Raw genomic sequence first — 20,465 nt, 5'->3', positions numbered from 1 at the left:
ACTAGACGTGGTCACCACTTTGTGCGCTATGCGGATGATTGTAACATTTATGTTAAAAGTCAACGAGCCGGAGAACGAGTAATGCGAAGCATTACCCAGTTTCTTGAAAAGCGATTGAAAGTTAAAGTGAACCCAGATAAAACCAAAGTCGGTAGCCCGCTACGGTTAAAGTTTCTTGGCTTTTCGTTGGGTGTAGACCACAATGGAGCCTACGCCCGTCCAGCAAAACAATCGCAACAACGAGTAAAGAAAGCATTGAGGTTATTAACTAAACGTAATCGTGGAATATCCCTGACAAGAATGTTTGAAGAAATTCAGCGAAAAATGCGTGGATGGCTTCAGTACTACTCAATTGGGAAACTAACTGACTTTATTCAACGCCTTGACAAGTGGTTGAGGGCCCGAATAAGACAGTATATCTGGAAGCAATGGAAGAAACTTAAAACTAAGGTAACTAACTTACAGAAGCTGGGGCTGTCCCAGCGTGATGCATATGTCTTCGCTAGTACCCGCAAGGGCTACTGGCGAACTGCACACAGTAAGACCTTGAGCTATTCTCTAACAAATAGAAAACTGGAACAACTCGGACTTATGAATATGTCCAAGACGCTCCAGTCAATTCAAAGTGATTAAGTTGTCGAACCGCCGTATACGGAACCGTACGTACGGTGGTGTGAGAGGTCGATAATTGAACTAATCAATTATCTCCTACTCGATTTTAAATTTCTTAAAAAATGTGGTTTGATTAGCATAGAGGTGATTATAATGAATAAAACATTTATGAGCGGCTATTACCAAGGTGTCATCGAAACAGCCCCTGCTACCCTTTCGGCTGCTAAAACAGAACAGTTAGCAATTACGATGACAATCCTACATTTACGTCATGCTGGAATAAACATTACATCAATCCATGATTTTCTTGTCAACGATCTTCATGCAAATGAACGCCTTGTAAATAAATATATTAATTTAAATGCTGATGAGTTAGAAACTATTCAGGCCCAAGTTATGGCAATCGCTTTCAATCAATAATCATTTTGATATTACTTCCTTTTTCGTAAAACTTTACTAAAATTGCATTGACTTTTTCTATGAAAACGCTTACCATTATTCGTGTAAGATATTATTATATGTTGTTGTAGAAAAGGGGAGTTAACATGGATGCAAAAATTGATACTGCACAGAAAGACCCACATGTTGTCCGCTCTCGTTTAGCCTATTCTTTAGGTGCATTCGGACATGACGCTTTCTTTGCATTACTTTCTACTTATTTCATGATGTATGTTACTGGTCACCTGTTTACTACTAGTGACAAAGCTTTCGATAATCGGATGGTTGGCTATGTTGGTGCAATCATTATGATTTTACGAATCGTTGAATTGTTAATTGACCCATTAATTGGGAATGCAATTGACCGAACTAACACTAAATGGGGTAAATTTAAGCCATGGGTTGTTGGTGGTGGTATTATTTCCGCCGTCTTACTTGCAGCCTTATTTACACCATTGGGAGGATTAAACACAAGTAATCCGATTCTTTACTTAGTTGTATTTGCTATTATTTATATCATTATGGATGTATTCTATTCTTTCAATGACGTTGGTTTCTGGTCAATGGTTCCTGCCATGTCATTCGACTCACACGAACGGGATAAAATAGCTACTTTTGCCCGGGTTGGTTCAACTATTGGTGGTCAGATTATCGGATTTGTTATCATGCCAATGGTTCTGTTCTTCTCGATTAACCAAAATGGCGGTACCGGTGATGATCGTGGTTGGTTCATTTTTGCTGCAATCGTTGCTGCAATTTCAGCAATTACTGCAGTTGGTGTCGGAATGTTTACTCACGAGCAGAAATCACTACTTCGTGAAAACAAAGAAGAAACTAAACTTAAAGATATTCTTCATATCTTAATTAAGAATGATCAACTTTTAGCCATTGCAATGTCTTACTTATTCTTTACAACTGGTCAGACTTTGCTAAACAGTTTTGAGCTTTACTACTTCACCTATATTTTAGGTGATGCTAAGGCGTTCTCAATTCTTGGTGGATTAAACACTATTGTTGGTGTTATCTCAGTATTTGCCTTCCCATTATTCTCTGGAAAGATTGGTCGGCACAAACTATTCTATGGTGCTGCTTCAATCGAAGTGCTTGGTGCATTGATCTTTGCCTTCGCCGGTAAGTCATTAGCATTAGTTCTTCTCGGTGCTGAATTATTCTTCATTCCACAACCAATTATTTTCTTAGTTGTTCTTATGACAATTACCGACTCTGTTGAATATGGGCAACTTAAATTAGGTCACCGTGATGAATCACTTACTTTATCAATTCGTCCATTACTTGATAAGTTTGGTGGAGCGGTTGCTAACGGGGTTGTTGTTATGGCTACTGTTGCTGCCGGTATGACTGGTGGCGCCACTGCAGCTACCGTTACTGCTCACGGTGTAAGCGTATTTAAAATTTACATGTTCTTAATTCCAATTGCTTTAATCATTATTGGTATCATTATCTTCATCCTTAAAGTTAAATTGGATGAAAAGTCACATGCTAAGATTGTCGCTAAACTAGAAGAAACGTGGGGAAACCAATTTAACAAAGACAGTAGTAATGCCGAAACCACTCCTACCCCACAACCTGGCGTTACTGATATTACATCACCAGTTGCCGGTACACTTGTTAACTTAAAAGACGTTAACGATGAAAACTTTGCTTCTGGTAACATGGGTAAAGGATTCGCTATAAAACCATCTGATGGTAAAGTAATTGCTCCATTTAGCGGAACAGTACGAGCAACTTTCTCTACTCGTCACGCAATCGGGCTTGAATCCGACAATGGTATTATGTTACTGATCCACGTTGGTATTGATACCGTTAAGCTTCGTGGTACTGGATTCATTAGTTACTTTGATAAGGATCAACACTTTGACAAAGGTGACGAATTAATGGAATTCTGGGACCCAGCAATCAAGAAGGCTGGCCTTGATGATACTGTCATGGTAACAGTGACTAACAGTAAAGACTTCGATATTAAATTATTGAAGGATGCTGGTGAAAAGGTAACTACTACTGATATTGTCATGGAAGTTACTAAAAAGTAATTAAATATCTTCTCTGTTAAAAAAGAGGTTGGAAAAATAATCCAACCTCTTTACCATTTTAAAGTATAAACTGCCAAAACGCAGTAGCTGGCTGGATTCTGAACGTTGATAAATCAACGTCCAGAACACCTAGCCATCCTTGCGGGGGGTGGGACTAAAAACTCGCAAGCGAGTTTAGTCCCACTCCCTTTTAATCTACATATTTTATTCTAAATCTTGTTAACGTTACGGCATTAATCAACGTTACAGCAGTCATAATAATAACCACAGGTGTAAATGATGAATAAAACCAGGAAATTCCAAAACCGGCTATTGTTGAAATAATAAAAATACTTACAACGGTCTTATTCACTTTTACCTTATTGTAGTAGTTAGCAATTGCAAGGCCAATATAAAACAAAGCAAAGCCAAGATACATGCAGGTTACCGCAAACCGCGGATCAGCCGCTGCATCATCAATAAATTTCATCGCCACAGTTATTAGGCTAAGACCAAATAAAATAAAGTAATGAAGATAGATCATTAAATTTCCAGTCTCATGGCGTTGGTGTTCATTAATTAAATGGTCAAATTCAACAATGTAGGTAAAGAATAGCGCTGCAACTGTAGTAAAAATAAGAATAGATTGAATTGAGAAATTTGCAGCGGTAAAGTAATCAGCAATTCCGACAATTGTCTCACCAAACATCACAATAATTAATGCTGTAAGCCGTTCTAGCAAGTGCGAAAAGATGATGGGATGATGCTTTGTATATTTTCCGGTAAAGCCAGGCGCAATCCAACTGATAATAATACCAGCAAAAGCAATCCCCACTCCAACTCGGCTTTGATAAAAAATCCCACCAATAAAAAGCGTAACGGTCCTAAAAATTAAAATCCCAGCAAATGCTCGTGTAATCTGTTTATCTATCGTCTTTTCTGATTGAAAGTAGACTAAAACATATTGGATACATAACGTTAACGATAACAATCCTGCAGCTATGAAAAAAATTGCTAAATGCCAATCGAATGTCGTTGAAAACGAATTTGACATATACAAGAGAATTGCCATATCGACGAACGAAAAGATAACATTTGTTCCCGACAGCTTCCCATACCGATTTGTAAAGACCATCTGGACCATCCAGGAATTAATAAATACAATCACGACAATTGCAAAGATTCCTAAAACCGGCAGTCCAACAATCCCATGGTGCAAGTGGTGAATCATTTCTGTTGCTCGGGAAACCATGTAAACGAACACTAAATCGTAAAATAATTCTACCAAGGAAACTCGCTTAGTAATTTCATCTGCCACGATAACACGCCTTTCATTTTTTATAAAAAAAGAGTTAATGGTAATATCTACCACTAACCCTCATCGATAATATTTAATGACTATTTAACCTGATCTACATCAGTCCGAACAACCAGCACATCAACGGGTGCATTACGCTTTACGTATGACGTAACTGAACCCATTACGGCTCGTTGCATCCGTGATAATCCACTAGCACCGATAATAATCATGTCGTTGTGGTGGTCACGAGGGAAGTCAAACGAAATAATTGTCTTTGGATTACCAAGACGAATGTGGATATCAAGATTATCAAAGCCATCCTTATCCTTGGCATTTTTCAACAATTCATCAAGGTATTGCTTTGATTTATCAACTAATTGATAAGCAATACTTCCATCTGACATACCAGCAAAGTTATAAGCCATTGCTCGTGTATCGATTACATTTAAAATATCTATATGGGCACCATTACGCTTTGCGATTGCAATTGCGCGGTGCAATGCAAATTCTGATTCCTGAGAACCATCAACTGGAACTAGGATGTTTTGGTATTCTTGATCCATAGGTTTGAACCTCCAAACAAATTAGTAATGTCTTTACTTAAATTATACCATTTTTTTAAAGAATAAAGCGAAGGAAACCAGAATAATACTGACTTCAGATAAAATTCAATTAATTCATGATTTCCTAAAATTTAGACTATACATTAATCTTTAATTAGAGTAATCTTAATATATCCAATATACCTTTAATACTTGAAAGTGAGGCCGCATCTTATGGACAAGATCGATAGGAAGATTATTAACCTTCTCCAAAAAAACGCCCGTGCTTCTTTGAAAGAACTCTCTAAAGAATGTTTCATTTCATCACCAGCAATTGCGGCGCGAATCAATAAGCTTGAACGAAATGGGATTATTACTGGCTACCATACAAGTGTTAACATGGAAAAAATTAACTTCCATGTTAAAGCTTTTATTCAGGTACAACTTGAGCCTCGCCAAAAGCAAGAATTTTACCCTTACATTCAACAAATCCCCAACGTGATTGAATGTAACTGTGTAACTGGTGATTATTCGGAAATTATGGAAGTTGTTTTCCCTTCTACCACCGATTTAGACGACTTCATCAATACGATTCAACAACGTTTTGGAAAGACAAGTACACAAATCGTATTTAGTACAAGCGTGGAGCACCGGGGAGTTAAGTTAGCATCAGCAAAAGATACTGCCAATTCAGAAGAAGTATAAATATAAAAGCGAAGGTGAGTATTTTTCCCATCTTCGCTTTTATGTTTATTATTCGACTTCAGCATCAGCTTCTGTTGGTGTCTTTTCTTTTCCGTAATTATCTAAATATGCATTATATTTTTTCCGGTCAAGGGCACCTTCAGATTCACCGATAACCAGCGTAGCGATTGAATTACCAACCACGTTTACGGCAGTTCGTCCCATATCAACAAAACGATCAATTCCGGCAATAAAAGTCAGACCAGCCATCGGAACACCAATCGTGGAAACACTAGCAAGCAATACAACAAAGGAGGCACCTGGAACCCCAGCCATCCCTTTGCTAGTAATCATTAAAACTACTAACAACGTGATTTGGTGAGAAAGACTAAGATGGAGTCCGTATGCTTGTGCTAAGAAGATCGCTGCTAATGATTGATAAATTGCAGATCCATCAAGGTTAAAAGTATAACCAGTTGGGATAACAAAAGCTGTAATCCCCTTGCTTACCCCCATCTCGTGCGTCTTTTTCATCAGGCGAGGCAACGTAACTTCTGAACTAGCAGTAGTAAATGCCAAGACAATCTCATCAAGGATCGCGCGCATCGTCTTCCAATAACGTAAATGGAAAATGTGAGCAGTAATACCGAGGACAACGATAATAAAGATTAGCATTGTCACATATGCGATCAAAATAAACAATCCTAATGGCAACAGAGCGCTAATACCCATTTCGGCGATTGTCATTCCAATTAAACCAAAGACCCCAATTGGCGCAAACTTCATGACCCAATTAGTGACTTTGAACATAACTTCTGAAACTGCATTTAATACATCAATTAAAATTTTAGCCTTTTCCCCAACAGCTGCAATCCCCAATCCAAAGAGAACAGAGAACAGGATAACAGGCATCATGTCACCATCAGACATGGATTTAAAAATATTCGTTGGAATAATCGACAAAATTAATGGCCAAAATCCGCTATTATGTTCTGCAGATTTTGCGGTGGACATATATTGCGAAATATCAGTTGCATGAAGTTTATGAATATCAATAAACGACCCTGGATGAGTAATGTTAGCCATTACGATCCCTAGAATCAACGCAATCGTGGTTAAAACTTCAAAATAAATTAATGTTTTTCCACCAATCCGTCCTAACTTTCTAATATCACCAATATTAGCAATTCCAACAGTCAAGCAAGAAACAACAATTGGCATTACGATCATTTGAATCAGCCGGATAAAGATTGTTCCTAAGCTCTGCATAACAGTGATGGCACCCTTATTTTGATAGAAAATTAATCCACAAATAATACCAAGGGCCAGCCCAATCATAATTTGCCAGCCCATACTAAGGCGCCCGAAACGATATCGCTTCACTTTATATCAATCTCCCTTATGTAGTCTTATTATACTTTAGCACATTTTTAGTAAGATTTTAGCAATTTTTAAGATTTTATTTAATTAAATCCGAACACTTTTTACGCTCTCCCCGTATTTCATTCACTTCAATATAATAATTCTAATTTATAATTCGTAATTTTCACTAAAGAAAAATAAGACCGCTACTAAGTATTTCTCTAATATGATAGAGTGTTTAGAGAATATTTAATTGAACAGGAGTAATTTATGAACGCTTGGATAACGGAATTTATCAATCAGTTTGGTTATTTTGCGATTGCCTTATTAATTGCCCTTGAAAATGTCTTTCCACCACTACCGTCCGAAATTATTCTTACAATGAGCGGTTTCATGACGACTACCACCTCTTTATCAATTGTTGGAGTAATTATCGCCGCGACAATTGGCTCACTTATCGGGGCACTTATTTTATATGCTCTCGGCCGCCAGTTAACTGTTAACCGCCTTGAACGCCTTCTTGATCATCGCTTATTTAAGCTTTTAGGCTTTCATCAAGATGATGCTAAAAAAGCAGTCGATTGGTTTAATAAACATGGGACAGGCGGCATTCTCTATGGCCGCTGCATTCCCGTTATCCGCAGTTTAATCTCTATTCCTGCAGGGATCGCTCAAACTTCATTAGGAAAATTTTGCCTTCTCACTACTATCGGGAGCACCATCTGGAACACACTGCTTGTTGTTCTTGGCGCTTGGGTCGGCCAATCATGGAATAAAATTGTCATTATCTTCAACGATTACACGACTGTTGCTATCATCATTATGGCGATCGTTTGCTTATACTTTGCTTATCGGTGGTATCAAAAAAGAATTAAAAAATAAAATGATTCAGTTTTTATTGGTAAAGGGTTCTAGTACCATTACTCTCAAAACTGAATCATTTTTTATATGCTATCGGGTTGTTTGTCGTTTGATCAAGTGAGTGCCGACAACTGTCTTACATGGATCATTATTGGGATTCTGCAGCCGCTTAATCATCATATCAACTGCGGCATGCGCCATTTCATCAGTGGCAACATGTACTGCTGACATACTTGGATAAACGTACTTAACGATTGCCGTATCGTTAAAACTAATCAGAGCGATTCGATTTGGAACGTTAATTTTGGCTTCTTGAATCGCTTTAAGCGCGCCAACTGCCATCGGATCATTTGCTACAAAGATTCCATGCGGCATACGGTCACCAAGCGTCGCAATTGCCTTTTTCATCGCGTTATATCCTGACATCGAGGTGTAGTCGCCAGCAAATATAAATTCTGGATGATAAAGGTTTTGTTGACGCAAGTTACTTTCAAAATAGAACCGCCGTAAATCAGGAACAATTTGTTGGTCCGTTGTCTTTTCAGTTCCTGCTAACATACCAATATCGTTAATGCCTTCGCTAACAAATTCTGAAATAACTGACCGCACTGCATTTTCAAAGTCCGGTACTAAGCAATCGTAACCGGCAGCCAAACTATCGTAATCAACAAACACAATATTAGAAGTTACTAACCGCAATGCTTGAACTTGCGAATCACTAAATTTTCCAATCGCGATGATGCCCGTAACATCACGAGGAATTTCTTCCATATTGTTTTGATAAACCGGAACCGTCTGTAGTCCCTGTTGTTGAGCTGCTCGTTCGATCCCCATCCGAATCGCCATGTAATACAAATCATCTAATTCCTGCGTAAGAGAATACCATTGAACAACAGCTACTCGTTGTACTTGGTTATTGCGTGCTCGCTTATGCTTAGTATAGTTAAACTCTTCGGCAGTGGCTAACACTCGCTGACGTGTCTTTTCATTTACAGAAAGCGTCACATCATTATTTAAAATTCGCGATACAGTTGCAATAGAGACCCCTGCTTTATCCGCGATATCATGTAATGTTACTGCCATACTGCTTCAGCGCCCCTTTCTTCATTTTAGGTTAAAACTATTTTAAAGCATCAACGAATCGTTGCCAACCTTCATTTCCAGCTGCATCATCCTTAAAGACTCCCGCATTTTCCAGAACATTGGCAAAGACATTAGCAAGCTCCTGTTCCATAACCTCATCGACATTATCCGCGGTGATATTAATCCTTGACTGAACCTCTTTTGCCCATGGAAGATGACTATCTGCAATCTTATTTTCAGCGCCAAGCCAAAACTTCTTGACTTCATTTAATTCATCTTTGAGCCGTGCTGGTAAGATTGCTCGACCCATCACTTCAATCAAACCAATATTTTCCTTTTTAATGTGCCATAATTTTTCATGTGGGTGGAAGATTCCAAGCGGATATTCATCATTAGTATTATTATCCCGCAAAACTAAATCGAGAACAAACTTATCGCCCTCCCGATGCATGATAGGGGTAACAGTATGGTGCCGCGTCTGTCCATCAAAAGCTTTAATGTCAAGACTTTCATCACTGTATTGATCCCATACCTTAATAATATGGGTACCAAGATCAATTAGTTGTTCAGTATCTGTACTAGTTAAACGAATATCACTCATTGGCCAGTTAACAATTCCCGCATCAACAGCTGGATATTCAGCAAATTGCAATTCTTTTTTTATAGAGGCTTTCATCATTGGGAAAATATGCTTACCACCTTGATAGTGCTCATGAGCAAGCATTGAACCACCAACAATTGGTAAATCAGCGTTACTTCCAACAAAATAGTCCGGGAATTGCTTTTCGATTTCAACCAAGTTAATCAAAGTTTGCCGATTGATCTTCATTGGTTCGTGCTTACTGTCGAGGAAGATACAGTGTTCGTGGAAGTAAGCATATGGAGAATACTGGAATCCCCATTGTTGGCCGCCTACTGTAATCCGAATAATACGGTGGTTGCTTCGTGCTGCTTGTCCAAGGCGTCCCTTGTAACCCTCATTTTCCATGCAAAGGGCACATTGTGGGTACTTCTTAGCGGTATCATGAGCAGCCGCTGCAATTGCTTTGGGATCCTTTTCCGGCTTTGAAAGATTGATGGTAATTTCAAGATTGCCGTACTTAGTTGGTTTATCAAAGACAACATTCTTCTTGATAGCAGCTACTTTAACATAGTCGTTGCTAGTACATAGGTTATAGAACCAATCGGTCGCGGTTGATGGAGATTGTTGGTACTTTTCCCAGAACTTATGATTGACTACTGATGGCGTTGGGGTCATCAAATCATAAAGCTGATCGTTTAAAATTTCCTTAGCAGTTTGACCATCATCAATTTTGCCACGTTTAACAGCTAGATCAACGAGTTGGCTAACAACTGGTTCATCATCTTTAGCTTCAACATCTTCATCACCAACAAAGCCCCGAATCTTGTTTAAGACATAGATCCGGTCGAGTGGTTCATAAGTTCCACTAGCAATCACTTGGTCAGCAAACTTTTCCATTAACTTCATTTTCTCATTCCCCCACTAAAATACTATTAAAGCTTATGTGGTCCATCAACAACTTCAGCATCATAGAAACTGGCATCGTAACCAATCTTGTCCCGGTAGATCTTTCCAACATTCTTTTTGAAGTTTTCTGCTTCTGACTTCTTAACAATGGCAATCGCACTGCCGGCAAATCCACCGCCGACCATTCGGGCACCAAGGCAGCCTGGTTGATCCCATGCGTTTTCTGCTAAGGTATCAAGTTCTTTACCAGTCACTTCATAATCGTATTTAAGTGATACATGAGAAGCATTGATCAGACGGCCTAATTCTTCAAGATCGCCCTTTTCCATTGCATCAATAGCTTTCTTTGTCCGTTCATTTTCACTAACTGCATGACGGGCACGACGAATCAGCGTGTCATCATCAATTAAGTAAGTGTATTGATCAAATGTATCGGAGTCTAATTCACCAAGCTTGTTAATATCAAGCTTCTTGTTAAGACGATTAACTGCTTCTTCACATTCTTGGACCCGTTCGTTGTATTTGGAACCAGCTAAGGAGTGGTTCTTATTAGTACTCATGATAATGATTTCATAATCGCCAAGTTCAAGTGGCAAATACTTATATTCAAGAGTGTTGCAGTCAAGATAAATTGCGTTATTTTCTTTACCCATTCCAACAGCAAATTGGTCCATGATTCCGGAATTAAGACCAACGAAATCATTTTCAGTCTTTTGGCCAAGTTTAACTAATTCAATTTCATCGATATCAAGATTAAATTCATCTTTCAAGATATTCCCCATCAACATTTCAATTGATGCTGATGATGATAAGCCTGAACCATAAGGAAGAAAACCGTGGATGTATAAGTTAAATCCGTGATCAATCTTGAAGCCCCGTTGCTTTAGATAAACCAGCATCCCCTTAAAGTAGTTAACCCACTTTTCATCTTTAGCACTTTGCGGTTCTGTATCATTAATGTCAAAAGTAATAATCTTACTATCTTCTTCTTTTGCCGAATTAGCTGAGTAAATGGCTACTGTTGTATCTTCACGCGGACCATATACCCCATAGGTTCCAATACTGATCGCACATGGAAAAACATGACCGCCATTATAATCAGTATGTTCCCCGATTACATTAATTCGGCCTGGTGAAAAGAATACATCCTTACCCGGTTCTTTAAATACGTCTTGGTATTCAGCTAAAAATTGTTGCTTATCCATCAGCATAACCTCCATACATCAAACAAACATTAGTAAACTTTTACTAAATACAATTTACTACTTTTTAACCACCTCGTCAATAAGCGCTTACAAATAATTCGGCGCAACAAAGAAAACGATTACAAAAAAACTAGAGTTGATATACACGATTCATCTTTTAATGCTACACTTGTTATAAATAATTGGAGGATTCAAATGAAGAAATATCAACCAACCGATCTAATTAAATTTGCTTCACGTACTGGACGCTGGACCGTTAAAAAGATTAATAATATGCCCACCTTATACACCACTAACCTTGGCAGCTACCTTCGTTTTAGGGTTTCAGATGCTAAAAAGTGTCAAATTACTGTTTTGCCAAATCAAAATTCCCTATCTCCTAGCCAAGTGTTTGCTTTTCGAGTTGACGGCGGAAAGTGGCAACGGGCACAAGCTAGCTTAGAAAAAATTGATATTCCACTTGATTCGACATTACATACCATCGAAATAATGGCAACCGGTAATACCGACATTGACGAAGTGTGGCAAGGCAATGAAGGCTTTGCAATTAAAAACATTTATCTCGATAACGGCGAAATTATGGCAGCCCCACAGCGTCCTGTGGTCAACTTTATCGGTGATTCAATCACGGCTGGTTGTTGGGTAGTTGGCAATCATCCTGCCGCTGACTATCGGCCAGAAACTAACTATGCGGGAATCTGTGCAGACCTGCTTAACGTCGATAGTGTTCGAATAGCCTACTCTGCTGGGGGAGTGTTAAGGCCTGCTACTGGCGGGGTACCAACTGCCGATGTCTTTTTAGGAAAAATTGATGCTCAAACATCATGGACGCCTAATCATCCTGATCTCAACGTGATTAATTTAGGAGTTAATGACCGTAGTTTCCCCTTAACCCAATTTACTGCCGCTTTCGACCTTTTTATCCAGCAAGTTAAGCTCACCTTTCCTCAAACTCCTTTAGCAATCATAATTCCTTTTAGTCAGACTTTTGCTTCTGAGATTCGAAAAATCGCTACTAAACATGACTGTTCGATAATTGAAACCAAAACTTGGCACCATAGTTTCACTGATGGGCTCCATCCCGATCAAGCCGGCGCTATCACTGAAGGAAAAATGCTTGCGCAAGCTTTACAACCTCTTTTATCTCAATTCAGTGTACAATAGTAGTAAGAGTTAATACGAGGAGGATTCTCATGGCTAACCAACGCTTACTTCCAATAAAGAATGGCTATAATTTTCGTGATCTTGGAGGTTATCCAACAGCAGATGGGCATCAAATCAAATGGCATCGACTTATTCGTACAGGATCACTTGCTCGTTTAGATCAAACTGATCTCACTGTTTTAGATAATATTCCTATTTCTCTAGATATCGACCTCCGCGCTCCCGATGAAATAAAAAAAGACCCTGATCGAGTGCCTTCCCAAGCAAAGTATTATCATTTGCCTGTTTTTGAAGCCGACGAAACAGACGCTTCGCATAGTGATGAAGAAATCGCCGCGCAGATGCAACAGCCAGGAAACGGTTATCACCATATGATTGATGTTTATCACCGAATGACCACGGCTGCTTCAGCCAAGCAAGCTTACCAGAAATTATTTAATCTCTTATTGAATAATGAACATGGTGCCTTGTTATTTCATTGTACTGCTGGTAAAGATCGGACAGGGATGGCTGCTTATCTTATCCTCAGTGCCCTCGGGGTTGAGCAAAAGATTATTATGGAAGATTACCTGCTAACGAATACTGTTACTCAGGAGTTTCGTAATCACTGGCTGCAAGATATGCGGAATCATGGAGCCAGCGAGGCACTAGTGACAAATCGGGCTGCCCTTGCCTCAGTAGCTCCTGATTACCTAAATACAGCAATCAAAAGCATTACCCAAAATTACGGAAACGTTAATCAATATCTTAATAATTACCTTGATATTACGCCTACCGAAATAAAAGATTTACGAAAATTGTATTTAGATTAGGCTCGATTATAATTGTCTTATAAGGAGGAATTTTTATGCAAATCTCAGTACCATTAATTAATGGGATGTTAGCAGATGAATATGGTAAATATGCGCCAGCAGCTGATATGCTAGCTGACCATCCAATCAAGTCATTTCCAATTAAAATTACCGACGCACCAGCAGATACAAAGACATTTGCAATCGTTTTTATTGATTATGACTCAACACCTGTCTGTGGTTTTACTTGGATCCACTGGTTAGCTGCCAACATTCCAGCAACGTTAACAGATATTCCTGCAAATGCTAGTCGAGAATTAGCAGATAAATTTGTTCAGGGGAATAATAGCAATGCCGGCTCGTTGGTTAATGGAAACCCATTGATTACTAGTGGTTATGTGGGTCCCCAACCTCCAGACAAAACTCATGATTATACTTTAATGGTGTTTGCGTTAGATGACACTTTACCCTTAGAAAATAAATACTGGCTTAATGACTTCATCCACGCGGCCAAGGGTCATATTCTAGCAAAAGCACAAATTGATTTACCAAGTCGTGCATGAGGAGGAACTTATAATGGAAACAAGAATTTTCTTTAATCCAGGCGATTCAGTCGCTAATATTCATGACTATAATGAAGCTGTTCGAAAGGGACAAATTTTTAAACAAGCACGTCACAATGACGAACTTGTCATCGCTAAAGATCCTAACGATAAAGAATACGCAATTTTTTACGCTAAGGATGCATTACCAGCTGAGCACGAAAAATCAAAGCCCTACGAAATTAAAAATCGTCTTTAAAATAGAAAATGAGGTTGGAAAAATAATCCAGCCTCTTTACTATTTTAAAGTATAACCTGCCAAAACGCAGTAGCTGGCTGGATTCTGAACGTTGATAAATCAACGTCCAGAACACCTAGCCATCCTTGCGGGGGTGGGACTAAAAACTCGCAAGCGAGTTTAGTCCCACTCCCATTTTCTATTTCGATAAAAATCTTAACGACCACCCACAATTTTGGCTGTCGCATTTTCAAGCCGTTCAATTAATGAATCAGCATCGTTCTTAAAGTCATCAATAAATGAGCTCGATTGTGGTTGAATGCGTCCTGCTTCATCACCCATAATATCCGTAACGACTAGGTCATCCCCATCCCACTTAACATCATCGTAATGGCCTTCAAGAGCTTCATCAAAAAATGCTTGGAGTATATCCCGAACAGCATTTTGAATAACAGCCTTTTCGTCAACTTGCTCACCACGTACCTGATGTTGAGCCAGCTGCATTGCTACTTCTTCCATATTTTCTGGAATTTCAACGCTCATTATGGATTCCTCCTCTAAAAAATTAATGGCGACGTAATTTCCGCCGAGCCTTTTTACTAAACTTGATTCCTTGAAGGGACTTCTTTTTCCGCTTTAATTGTGAATCAACTTGGTTATCACTGTGCTTAGCCACTTGTTGCTTTTGTTGCATTTCGCGTTGACGCTTGAGCAGGCGCTTACGTTCATATTCGCCCCATGGATTCAATAGGCCACGCATAAAGTCAGCAACTTCCTGCTTATGGTCGTCCATCCACGCTTCGGCCACATCTACATCATCAGTATCGATACCATTACTATTGATGAATGATAAAACTAATTGGGTTTCCCGCTCATCACGATTTAATGAGGCAAGCATGTCTTCTGATGGTTGCATATTAGCAATTGCCTTTAAGCCCAACTTGTATTGATCCATGTTAATATAATCATTTTGCTTCAAGTATTCAAACAAGGCCTGCGCGCTCGGTACGATGTTGTGAATTTGCTTAATTGAAATATGTGGATCTAATGGCATCATCATGCCCAATACGCGTTGCAAGTTGCTGAAAGTCCATTGACCTGGATATTCATTGCATTCTTGTACCATTAATTCCAAGAACTCTTGCACAACATAGTTCAACTCAACATCATCTAATTCAAGGTTATTGAATTGGGAAGCCGACTTAATAGCTTGTTGCACGTTTGCTAATAAGTCCTTGAACTTCTCCGGTGTCCATGTAATTTCTTTTTTAGCAGGACTTGCTTGAACCGGGGTTGCTTCTGCTTTGTCATTCTCTGCATCCCCATGTAATTGTGCCCATGTCTTATGTGCTTTCCGACACTCGTTCATCTTTGTCCGTTGTTCTTCCATTGCTTTTACAACTTCCGCAAGATTTTCAACTTTCAAAAATTCTTGATAAGCTCGCAAAACTGGAACAACCGCAATTCCAAATTGATTAGTTAGTGCTGGATCAGCGATGAATTCCCCGACCATGACCGCTTTTACTGCTTCTGGTGTCCAAGTAGTATCGGTCAAATGCTGATCATTTGCCATCTGGTTATTAAAACGCGTCAAAATATCCTGTGCATGCTTTTGCTGATTAGCAGATAACTGATGATAGTTGGACGAAGTAAGAAACTGGTCAATATGTTGTTCTTGTTCGTTCATTATCTATATATCCTCCGTCTCCAAATTGAATTTTCCTTTCTATCATATCATAATTATATCTAGTAAATATAACAAGATTGCTAATATACAAGGAGAAACTATACCAATGCAACGAAAAAAGATCCAAGAAGCAATGAAAAATGTCTATTTTCAAAAAATGACTGCAAATGGCTATCATGAAATTGAAGAACAAATTGCAAAATTACAACAGCAAAGACCTGCAAAAATTGAACAATTAAAAGCAGCCCGTGCGCTTGGTGACTTATCCGAAAATACGGAATATAGTACTGCTAAGCGTGAATTACGCCACCTTGAGAGCAGGCTTCGGTATCTCAATAAACAACTTCAATATGCTGAAATTGTGACTCCCAAGAATGATCACACTATTGATTTAGGAACAACCGTGACAATTGAATTTGAGGATGACCATGAACAAGAAACTTATCATATTGTGGGAAAGCAGGAAGCTGATCTTGCCAAACAAAAAATCTCCTTTGATTCTCCCCTTGGTCAAGCCCTTCTTCACAAAACAGCTGGGACCACTGTAACTGTTGAAGCGCCGCAATCTTCATATAAAGTTAAAATTGTTAAAGTTGAATTATAGCATTGATAAGTCATTCGATGTTCCGTAATCCGCTAAAGGAAATTTTTAAATTTATTATTTTCAACGATAGGGTTAATTTTCCGCCCTTTAATTAATCTAAGCGACTGATTAAATAAACTTTTGGGTATTGCATCCCTGATTTTGACCCGGTATACTATTAAACGTTGCTTTTTTGCATCCACAATATCTTGTGTTACTAGCCGGCAGTAACCATAAAATTGCACAACATATAGTAGAGGGAGTTAGATTAATGATTAGCGATTATTTTAAATTTCTTGCCCACCAATTAAAGGGCTGGCCACAACAAAATTATTACCTATTCTTTTTCAGTCTTGGCTGTCAGGTAATGACTTTAGTTAGTGCTCCAATAACGTGGGTAACTGTCATTACATTTATTGGAACCACGCTTGGAGTACTTTGCGTTTTAGCAATCAATGCTGCTAAGTCGGTAAATGGTTTCTTAGGTATTTTATCAGCATTATGTTTCATCATTGCTGGTTTTAGTGCTAAAAATTATTTAAGTATTGTCGAACAAATCGCCTATGTTATTACCCTCGATTTACCAGTATTACTTTCCGCAAATTGGAATGTTAACATGGCATCAAAGATCCGTAAATTCAATGCTCGTTCATGGACAGTTGCCATCATTGCAACAATTATCGTTTATTTTGTTTCTGGTTATTTAATTGGTCATCTTACCGACGATCCACGACCATGGATTGATGCAATCAGCTTTTCCATCAGTCTTTCCGCTGGTGTTATTTGCTTCTTGCGTTTTAACAACCAATATTTCTGGTGGCTTGCATCTGGTCTTGCGCAACTAGTACTCTGGTTTGTTTCTTACAAGCAAGGATCTGCCACTTTAGCAATGGCCGTTAACAGCTCAATTTACCTTATTAATGATGTTCTCGCCTTTACCATTTCACCATGGTACAACGAACGTGAACGTCAACGCCTCAGTAAGGAAGAAGCAGCCTATGCCAAAAAATTGGGCTTAGAATAAATATAAAAACGGGACTGTGACATAAGTTAAGTTACTTTCATAAAAAGCAAATACGCAGTACAACAATGGCCTCTAACGTCCGGCAACACCGAACGTTAGAGGCCTATTGTTGCTTGCGGGGGCTCCCAGAGGCTAGCTTCGCGTCGAAAAACGAAGTCACGAGTGACTTCTGTCTCGCTCCCTGTTTTTTGTTTAATATTGTTTATTGTATTCATAAACTAATTCTGGTTCACAACCAGTACGATGATAAGCATTTAATGCATCTATCTGTGCCATTTCTTGGGCGTTAAGTTCAAAATCGTAAATATCAGCGTTTTGGGCAATTCGCTCTTCATGAACTGACTTGGGAATAAAAGAAACACCGTTCTGGAGATGCCACCGCAGTATAATTTGCGCAGTGGATTTATTATGAGCAGCAGCAATATCTTTTAATACTGGTTCATTGAGAACTGCTCCTCGCCCTAATGGACTCCAGGCTTGCGTTACTATTTGATGTTGATGATTAAATTCTAATAGTGGTTTTTGTGTTAATAGCGGATGCAACTCAATTTGATCAACAACCGGCATTTCATTTGCTTGGGTTGCTAAATATTGAAGATGAATCATTTGGTAGTTGCTTACACCAATTGACCTAGTAAGTCCTTCTTTTTTCATGTCTTCGAAGGCACGCCAGGTATCAAAAAATGAGCGTTCAATTGGCCAGTGAACAAGCAACAAATCAACATAATCCATTTGTAATTTACGTAAGGATTCTTTGACAGATTCAATGGCCTTATCGTAACCTTGATTTTCTTCTGCCACTTTAGTTGTTACAAAAATATTATCGCGTGGAATGGCTAATTGCTTAAAAGCCGTCCCCACTTCTTGCTCATTTCCATATAACTGAGCCGTATCAAAAAGCCGATACCCATCTTCATATGCCTTTTTGACTGCTTGATTCATTGTCGCTTGGCCATCTACCTTATAAAGGCCAAAACCTTCTTGAGGCATTTCATTTCCATCGGTAAGGGTTAATAGGTTGTCCTTAATATCCATTAAAAATCACTTCCTTTCCTTATCTTTAATCAGTAACTGAAGATTGTCAATATCGAAATTTTCCTTTCCGAACAAACTAATGTATGATGAGTTTAAATCTATTTACGGGGAAACAATTATGGCTAAAATATTTATCGTTGAAGATAATCCTGATATTATCCATTCCACAACTCAAGAATTAAATAAATGGCAACACGATGTTATCACAGTTAACGACTGGCAAAACGTTGCAAATGAAATTCTTGCTACAAACCCAGATCTGGTCTTATTTGATATTACCCTCCCGACGTTCGATGGCTTTTATTGGATTCAAGAGGTTCGTAAACATAGTCAAGTGCCGATTATAGTTATTTCTGCGGCTGAAATTGATACCAATGTCATGCATGCAGTGGCCGCGGGTGCAGATGACTATATTATGAAGCCATTTGCGATGACGGTGCTTTTAGCTAAAATTCAAGCTTTGTTACGGCGAAATAAGCAAACGAATGATGCAGAAGAAATAATGTGGGATCATAATTCATTCAATCCCCTTACTAATATTCTTACGAACGAAAACGGTACTGCCCAGCTCACTCCAACTGAAGGTGCTATGCTCCAAGTTTTACTCAGTCACCGTAATAAAACCGTTTCTAAGGAGCAATTACTTCAATGGTTATGGCAAGGTGGCAAATACCTTAATGAGAATACCCTTAACGTTAATATTAGTCGGTTAAGAACTAAGCTAAGCACAATTGGTTTACGGCAATGTATTCACACAGAACGTGGCCTTGGCTATCGATTGGTGGAAAACAATGAATAAACATTATTTTAAATTATTTTGGCGCTCAATCCTTCTTCCTACTATTGGCTATCTTTTTCTCCTAGGTCTGGTTGGGCTTTTAGTAATTTTATATAATCTCCCAACTGTTTTTTGGGGCGATGTGATTCGCTTTTCTCTTCCTTTTTTTATAGTGTGGCTTATCGGTAGTGGTGCAATTAAATATTATCGATTGCGCCATTTAAATATTTCTCAGCTCGATAAATTCACTCCTACCAATATGACTGAGGGAAAACTTGTTGAACTATTGCAAGATGAACAAGCAAAAAACATTGACACAATTCGACAGTTACAAGCAACTCAGCATGAACAACTTGACCACCTTGAATTATTTACTCATGAAATTAAAAACTATTTGACTAGTCTTAATGCCGCAGCAGAAAATTCACCAACTGTCGCAAGTACAGAAGTAAAAAAGAATATCCACCAAGCTAACTATTATCTCAATTTGTTGTTAAACGACGAACGATTAGCAATTAATAATCATGATTACGATTTTCAATGGATCGATATTGCCAACTTAATTAATAATATTTTGCAACAAAATTCTGCGGTCTTCATTCATAAACAATTGATTCCAGAATTAACCGGCTTGGACGGAATTAAAATTCTCACTGATCGTAAATGGTTGCATTTTTGCATTGAACAACTACTTTCAAACGCAATTAAATACTCATCCCCCAATAGTACAATTAATATTTCCTGGGAAATGAATTCTTTGCGGATCGCTGACCATGGATGCGGCATCTCAATGAATGATCTTCCGCGAATCTTTGATAATGGTTTTACCGGGAAAAACGGCCACCAAACAACTGCTGCTACTGGGATGGGACTGTACCTTGTTAAAAAAGTTACTGAGCACTTAAATTTCAAGGTTAGCATCTCATCAGTTCAATCTCAGGGAACGACAGCGATTCTATCTTTCTTACCAGATAATATCAGATCATCAAACTAATTCTTACAAAACTGTAAGGTTCT

General features: G+C 38.6%; 22 protein-coding genes. 13 read left to right on the top strand and 9 right to left on the bottom strand.

All coding sequences use genetic code 11. The annotated features are described in order from the left end of the window. The 3 genes from LMB56_RS09390 to LMB56_RS09380 all read left to right on the top strand — a co-directional run. Positions 1-633, top strand: a 633-nt coding sequence (locus LMB56_RS09390) for a group II intron maturase-specific domain-containing protein (RefSeq protein ID WP_267865189.1), incomplete at its 5' end; no start/stop codon positions are given. Between the two features lie 132 nt (positions 634-765). Then, complete coding sequence (locus LMB56_RS09385; RefSeq protein ID WP_153702794.1) at positions 766-1,032, top strand: hypothetical protein; 267 nt, start codon at positions 766-768, stop codon at positions 1,030-1,032. A gap of 125 nt (positions 1,033-1,157) precedes the next feature. Further along, positions 1,158-3,101 carry a glycoside-pentoside-hexuronide (GPH):cation symporter gene (locus tag LMB56_RS09380; protein WP_229284123.1) on the top strand — a complete coding sequence of 648 codons (1,944 nt, stop codon included), beginning with the start codon at positions 1,158-1,160 and terminating at the stop codon, positions 3,099-3,101. A gap of 190 nt (positions 3,102-3,291) precedes the next feature. Here the strand turns inward: LMB56_RS09380 and LMB56_RS09375 are convergent, their stop codons facing one another. Together LMB56_RS09375 and LMB56_RS09370 are read right to left on the bottom strand one after the other, a co-directional pair. Continuing rightward, positions 3,292-4,398: a low temperature requirement protein A gene (locus LMB56_RS09375; RefSeq protein ID WP_229284122.1), complete on the bottom strand. Its 1,107-nt coding sequence runs from the start codon at positions 4,396-4,398 to the stop codon at positions 3,292-3,294. Between the two features lie 80 nt (positions 4,399-4,478). Continuing rightward, positions 4,479-4,943: a universal stress protein gene (locus LMB56_RS09370; protein WP_086132091.1), complete on the bottom strand. Its 465-nt coding sequence runs from the start codon at positions 4,941-4,943 to the stop codon at positions 4,479-4,481. Positions 4,944-5,156: 213 nt separating this feature from the next. Here LMB56_RS09370 and LMB56_RS09365 point away from each other — a divergent pair, with 213 nt between their 5' ends. Then, positions 5,157-5,627 carry an Lrp/AsnC family transcriptional regulator gene (locus tag LMB56_RS09365; protein ID WP_153702792.1) on the top strand — a complete coding sequence of 157 codons (471 nt, stop codon included), beginning with the start codon at positions 5,157-5,159 and terminating at the stop codon, positions 5,625-5,627. 48 nt (positions 5,628-5,675) lie between these two features. On the opposite strand, the gene LMB56_RS09360 is transcribed toward LMB56_RS09365, so the two are convergent. Next, positions 5,676-6,989, bottom strand: a complete 1,314-nt coding sequence (locus LMB56_RS09360) for a cation:dicarboxylate symporter family transporter (RefSeq protein WP_229284121.1) — start codon at positions 6,987-6,989, stop codon at positions 5,676-5,678. A 249-nt stretch (positions 6,990-7,238) separates the two neighbouring features. Here LMB56_RS09360 and LMB56_RS09355 point away from each other — a divergent pair, with 249 nt between their 5' ends. Then, a complete protein-coding gene (locus LMB56_RS09355) occupies positions 7,239-7,850 on the top strand; it encodes a DedA family protein (protein ID WP_229284120.1) in 612 nt (203 codons plus the stop codon). Positions 7,851-7,919: 69 nt separating this feature from the next. Here the strand turns inward: LMB56_RS09355 and LMB56_RS09350 are convergent, their stop codons facing one another. Genes LMB56_RS09350 through LMB56_RS09340 form a run of 3 tightly spaced genes read right to left on the bottom strand, consistent with a single transcriptional unit; the run spans position 7,920 to position 11,606 of the window. After that, the gene (locus LMB56_RS09350) at positions 7,920-8,912 is read right to left on the bottom strand and encodes a LacI family DNA-binding transcriptional regulator (RefSeq protein ID WP_229272974.1); all 993 of its coding nucleotides are present in this window, start codon (positions 8,910-8,912) and stop codon (positions 7,920-7,922) included. Between the two features lie 37 nt (positions 8,913-8,949). Then, positions 8,950-10,401, bottom strand: coding sequence for a UDP-glucose--hexose-1-phosphate uridylyltransferase (locus LMB56_RS09345; RefSeq protein WP_229284119.1), 1,452 nt, complete (start codon positions 10,399-10,401; stop codon positions 8,950-8,952). Between the two features lie 26 nt (positions 10,402-10,427). Next, complete coding sequence (locus LMB56_RS09340) at positions 10,428-11,606, bottom strand: galactokinase (protein ID WP_229284118.1); 1,179 nt, start codon at positions 11,604-11,606, stop codon at positions 10,428-10,430. A 195-nt stretch (positions 11,607-11,801) separates the two neighbouring features. Here LMB56_RS09340 and LMB56_RS09335 point away from each other — a divergent pair, with 195 nt between their 5' ends. Genes LMB56_RS09335 through LMB56_RS09320 form a run of 4 tightly spaced genes read left to right on the top strand, consistent with a single transcriptional unit; the run spans position 11,802 to position 14,362 of the window. Beyond that, positions 11,802-12,770 carry an SGNH/GDSL hydrolase family protein gene (locus LMB56_RS09335; RefSeq protein WP_229284117.1) on the top strand — a complete coding sequence of 323 codons (969 nt, stop codon included), beginning with the start codon at positions 11,802-11,804 and terminating at the stop codon, positions 12,768-12,770. Between the two features lie 29 nt (positions 12,771-12,799). Next, positions 12,800-13,582: a tyrosine-protein phosphatase gene (locus tag LMB56_RS09330; RefSeq protein WP_229284116.1), complete on the top strand. Its 783-nt coding sequence runs from the start codon at positions 12,800-12,802 to the stop codon at positions 13,580-13,582. Between the two features lie 35 nt (positions 13,583-13,617). Next, positions 13,618-14,124 (top strand): YbhB/YbcL family Raf kinase inhibitor-like protein, encoded by a 507-nt coding sequence (locus LMB56_RS09325; protein WP_122481042.1) that lies wholly within the window; start codon positions 13,618-13,620, stop codon positions 14,122-14,124. A gap of 13 nt (positions 14,125-14,137) precedes the next feature. Continuing rightward, positions 14,138-14,362, top strand: coding sequence for a hypothetical protein (locus tag LMB56_RS09320; protein WP_003664967.1), 225 nt, complete (start codon positions 14,138-14,140; stop codon positions 14,360-14,362). A gap of 195 nt (positions 14,363-14,557) precedes the next feature. On the opposite strand, the gene LMB56_RS09315 is transcribed toward LMB56_RS09320, so the two are convergent. Next, positions 14,558-14,884 (bottom strand): hypothetical protein, encoded by a 327-nt coding sequence (locus tag LMB56_RS09315; RefSeq protein ID WP_066036003.1) that lies wholly within the window; start codon positions 14,882-14,884, stop codon positions 14,558-14,560. Positions 14,885-14,906: 22 nt separating this feature from the next. Then, complete coding sequence (locus LMB56_RS09310; protein ID WP_229284115.1) at positions 14,907-16,028, bottom strand: hypothetical protein; 1,122 nt, start codon at positions 16,026-16,028, stop codon at positions 14,907-14,909. A gap of 106 nt (positions 16,029-16,134) precedes the next feature. Here LMB56_RS09310 and greA point away from each other — a divergent pair, with 106 nt between their 5' ends. Together greA and pnuC are read left to right on the top strand one after the other, a co-directional pair. Beyond that, complete coding sequence (gene greA / locus LMB56_RS09305) at positions 16,135-16,632, top strand: transcription elongation factor GreA (RefSeq protein WP_016496473.1); 498 nt, start codon at positions 16,135-16,137, stop codon at positions 16,630-16,632. Positions 16,633-16,882: 250 nt separating this feature from the next. Then, a complete protein-coding gene (gene pnuC / locus LMB56_RS09300; protein ID WP_153702785.1) occupies positions 16,883-17,635 on the top strand; it encodes a nicotinamide riboside transporter PnuC in 753 nt (250 codons plus the stop codon). Positions 17,636-17,827: 192 nt separating this feature from the next. On the opposite strand, the gene LMB56_RS09295 is transcribed toward pnuC, so the two are convergent. Then, entirely contained in the window at positions 17,828-18,670 is an 843-nt protein-coding gene (locus LMB56_RS09295; RefSeq protein WP_229284114.1) for an aldo/keto reductase, read from the bottom strand. A gap of 79 nt (positions 18,671-18,749) precedes the next feature. Here LMB56_RS09295 and LMB56_RS09290 point away from each other — a divergent pair, with 79 nt between their 5' ends. Further along, entirely contained in the window at positions 18,750-19,469 is a 720-nt protein-coding gene (locus LMB56_RS09290) for a response regulator transcription factor (RefSeq protein WP_229284113.1), read from the top strand. Further along, positions 19,462-20,442, top strand: a complete 981-nt coding sequence (locus LMB56_RS09285) for a sensor histidine kinase (RefSeq protein ID WP_229284112.1) — start codon at positions 19,462-19,464, stop codon at positions 20,440-20,442. Before LMB56_RS09290 ends, LMB56_RS09285 begins: the two co-directional genes overlap by 8 nt. Positions 20,443-20,465: the final 23 nt, after the last annotated feature.

This window comes from Limosilactobacillus reuteri (assembly GCF_020785355.1).
Taxonomy (GTDB): Bacteria; Bacillota; Bacilli; order Lactobacillales; family Lactobacillaceae; genus Limosilactobacillus; species Limosilactobacillus reuteri_I.
This window is presented reverse-complemented; position numbering and strand designations above follow the sequence as displayed.

Bases quoted from the DNA above. Each gene is read 5' to 3' on its own strand.
- LMB56_RS09365 (WP_153702792.1), top strand. From the start codon at position 5,157: ATGGACAAGATCGATAGGAAGATTATTAACCTTCTCCAAAAAAACGCC.
- LMB56_RS09290 (WP_229284113.1), top strand. From the start codon at position 18,750: ATGTATGATGAGTTTAAATCTATTTACGGGGAAACAATTATGGCTAAA.
- LMB56_RS09330 (WP_229284116.1), top strand. From the start codon at position 12,800: ATGGCTAACCAACGCTTACTTCCAATAAAGAATGGCTATAATTTTCGT.
- LMB56_RS09320 (WP_003664967.1), top strand. From the start codon at position 14,138: ATGGAAACAAGAATTTTCTTTAATCCAGGCGATTCAGTCGCTAATATT.
- pnuC (WP_153702785.1), top strand. From the start codon at position 16,883: ATGATTAGCGATTATTTTAAATTTCTTGCCCACCAATTAAAGGGCTGG.
- LMB56_RS09285 (WP_229284112.1), top strand. From the start codon at position 19,462: ATGAATAAACATTATTTTAAATTATTTTGGCGCTCAATCCTTCTTCCT.
- LMB56_RS09335 (WP_229284117.1), top strand. From the start codon at position 11,802: ATGAAGAAATATCAACCAACCGATCTAATTAAATTTGCTTCACGTACT.
- LMB56_RS09340 (WP_229284118.1), bottom strand. From the start codon at position 11,606: ATGGATAAGCAACAATTTTTAGCTGAATACCAAGACGTATTTAAAGAA.
- LMB56_RS09310 (WP_229284115.1), bottom strand. From the start codon at position 16,028: ATGAACGAACAAGAACAACATATTGACCAGTTTCTTACTTCGTCCAAC.
- LMB56_RS09345 (WP_229284119.1), bottom strand. From the start codon at position 10,401: ATGAAGTTAATGGAAAAGTTTGCTGACCAAGTGATTGCTAGTGGAACT.
- LMB56_RS09385 (WP_153702794.1), top strand. From the start codon at position 766: ATGAATAAAACATTTATGAGCGGCTATTACCAAGGTGTCATCGAAACA.
- LMB56_RS09350 (WP_229272974.1), bottom strand. From the start codon at position 8,912: ATGGCAGTAACATTACATGATATCGCGGATAAAGCAGGGGTCTCTATT.
- LMB56_RS09325 (WP_122481042.1), top strand. From the start codon at position 13,618: ATGCAAATCTCAGTACCATTAATTAATGGGATGTTAGCAGATGAATAT.
- greA (WP_016496473.1), top strand. From the start codon at position 16,135: ATGCAACGAAAAAAGATCCAAGAAGCAATGAAAAATGTCTATTTTCAA.
- LMB56_RS09380 (WP_229284123.1), top strand. From the start codon at position 1,158: ATGGATGCAAAAATTGATACTGCACAGAAAGACCCACATGTTGTCCGC.
- LMB56_RS09370 (WP_086132091.1), bottom strand. From the start codon at position 4,943: ATGGATCAAGAATACCAAAACATCCTAGTTCCAGTTGATGGTTCTCAG.
- LMB56_RS09355 (WP_229284120.1), top strand. From the start codon at position 7,239: ATGAACGCTTGGATAACGGAATTTATCAATCAGTTTGGTTATTTTGCG.
- LMB56_RS09315 (WP_066036003.1), bottom strand. From the start codon at position 14,884: ATGAGCGTTGAAATTCCAGAAAATATGGAAGAAGTAGCAATGCAGCTG.
- LMB56_RS09295 (WP_229284114.1), bottom strand. From the start codon at position 18,670: ATGGATATTAAGGACAACCTATTAACCCTTACCGATGGAAATGAAATG.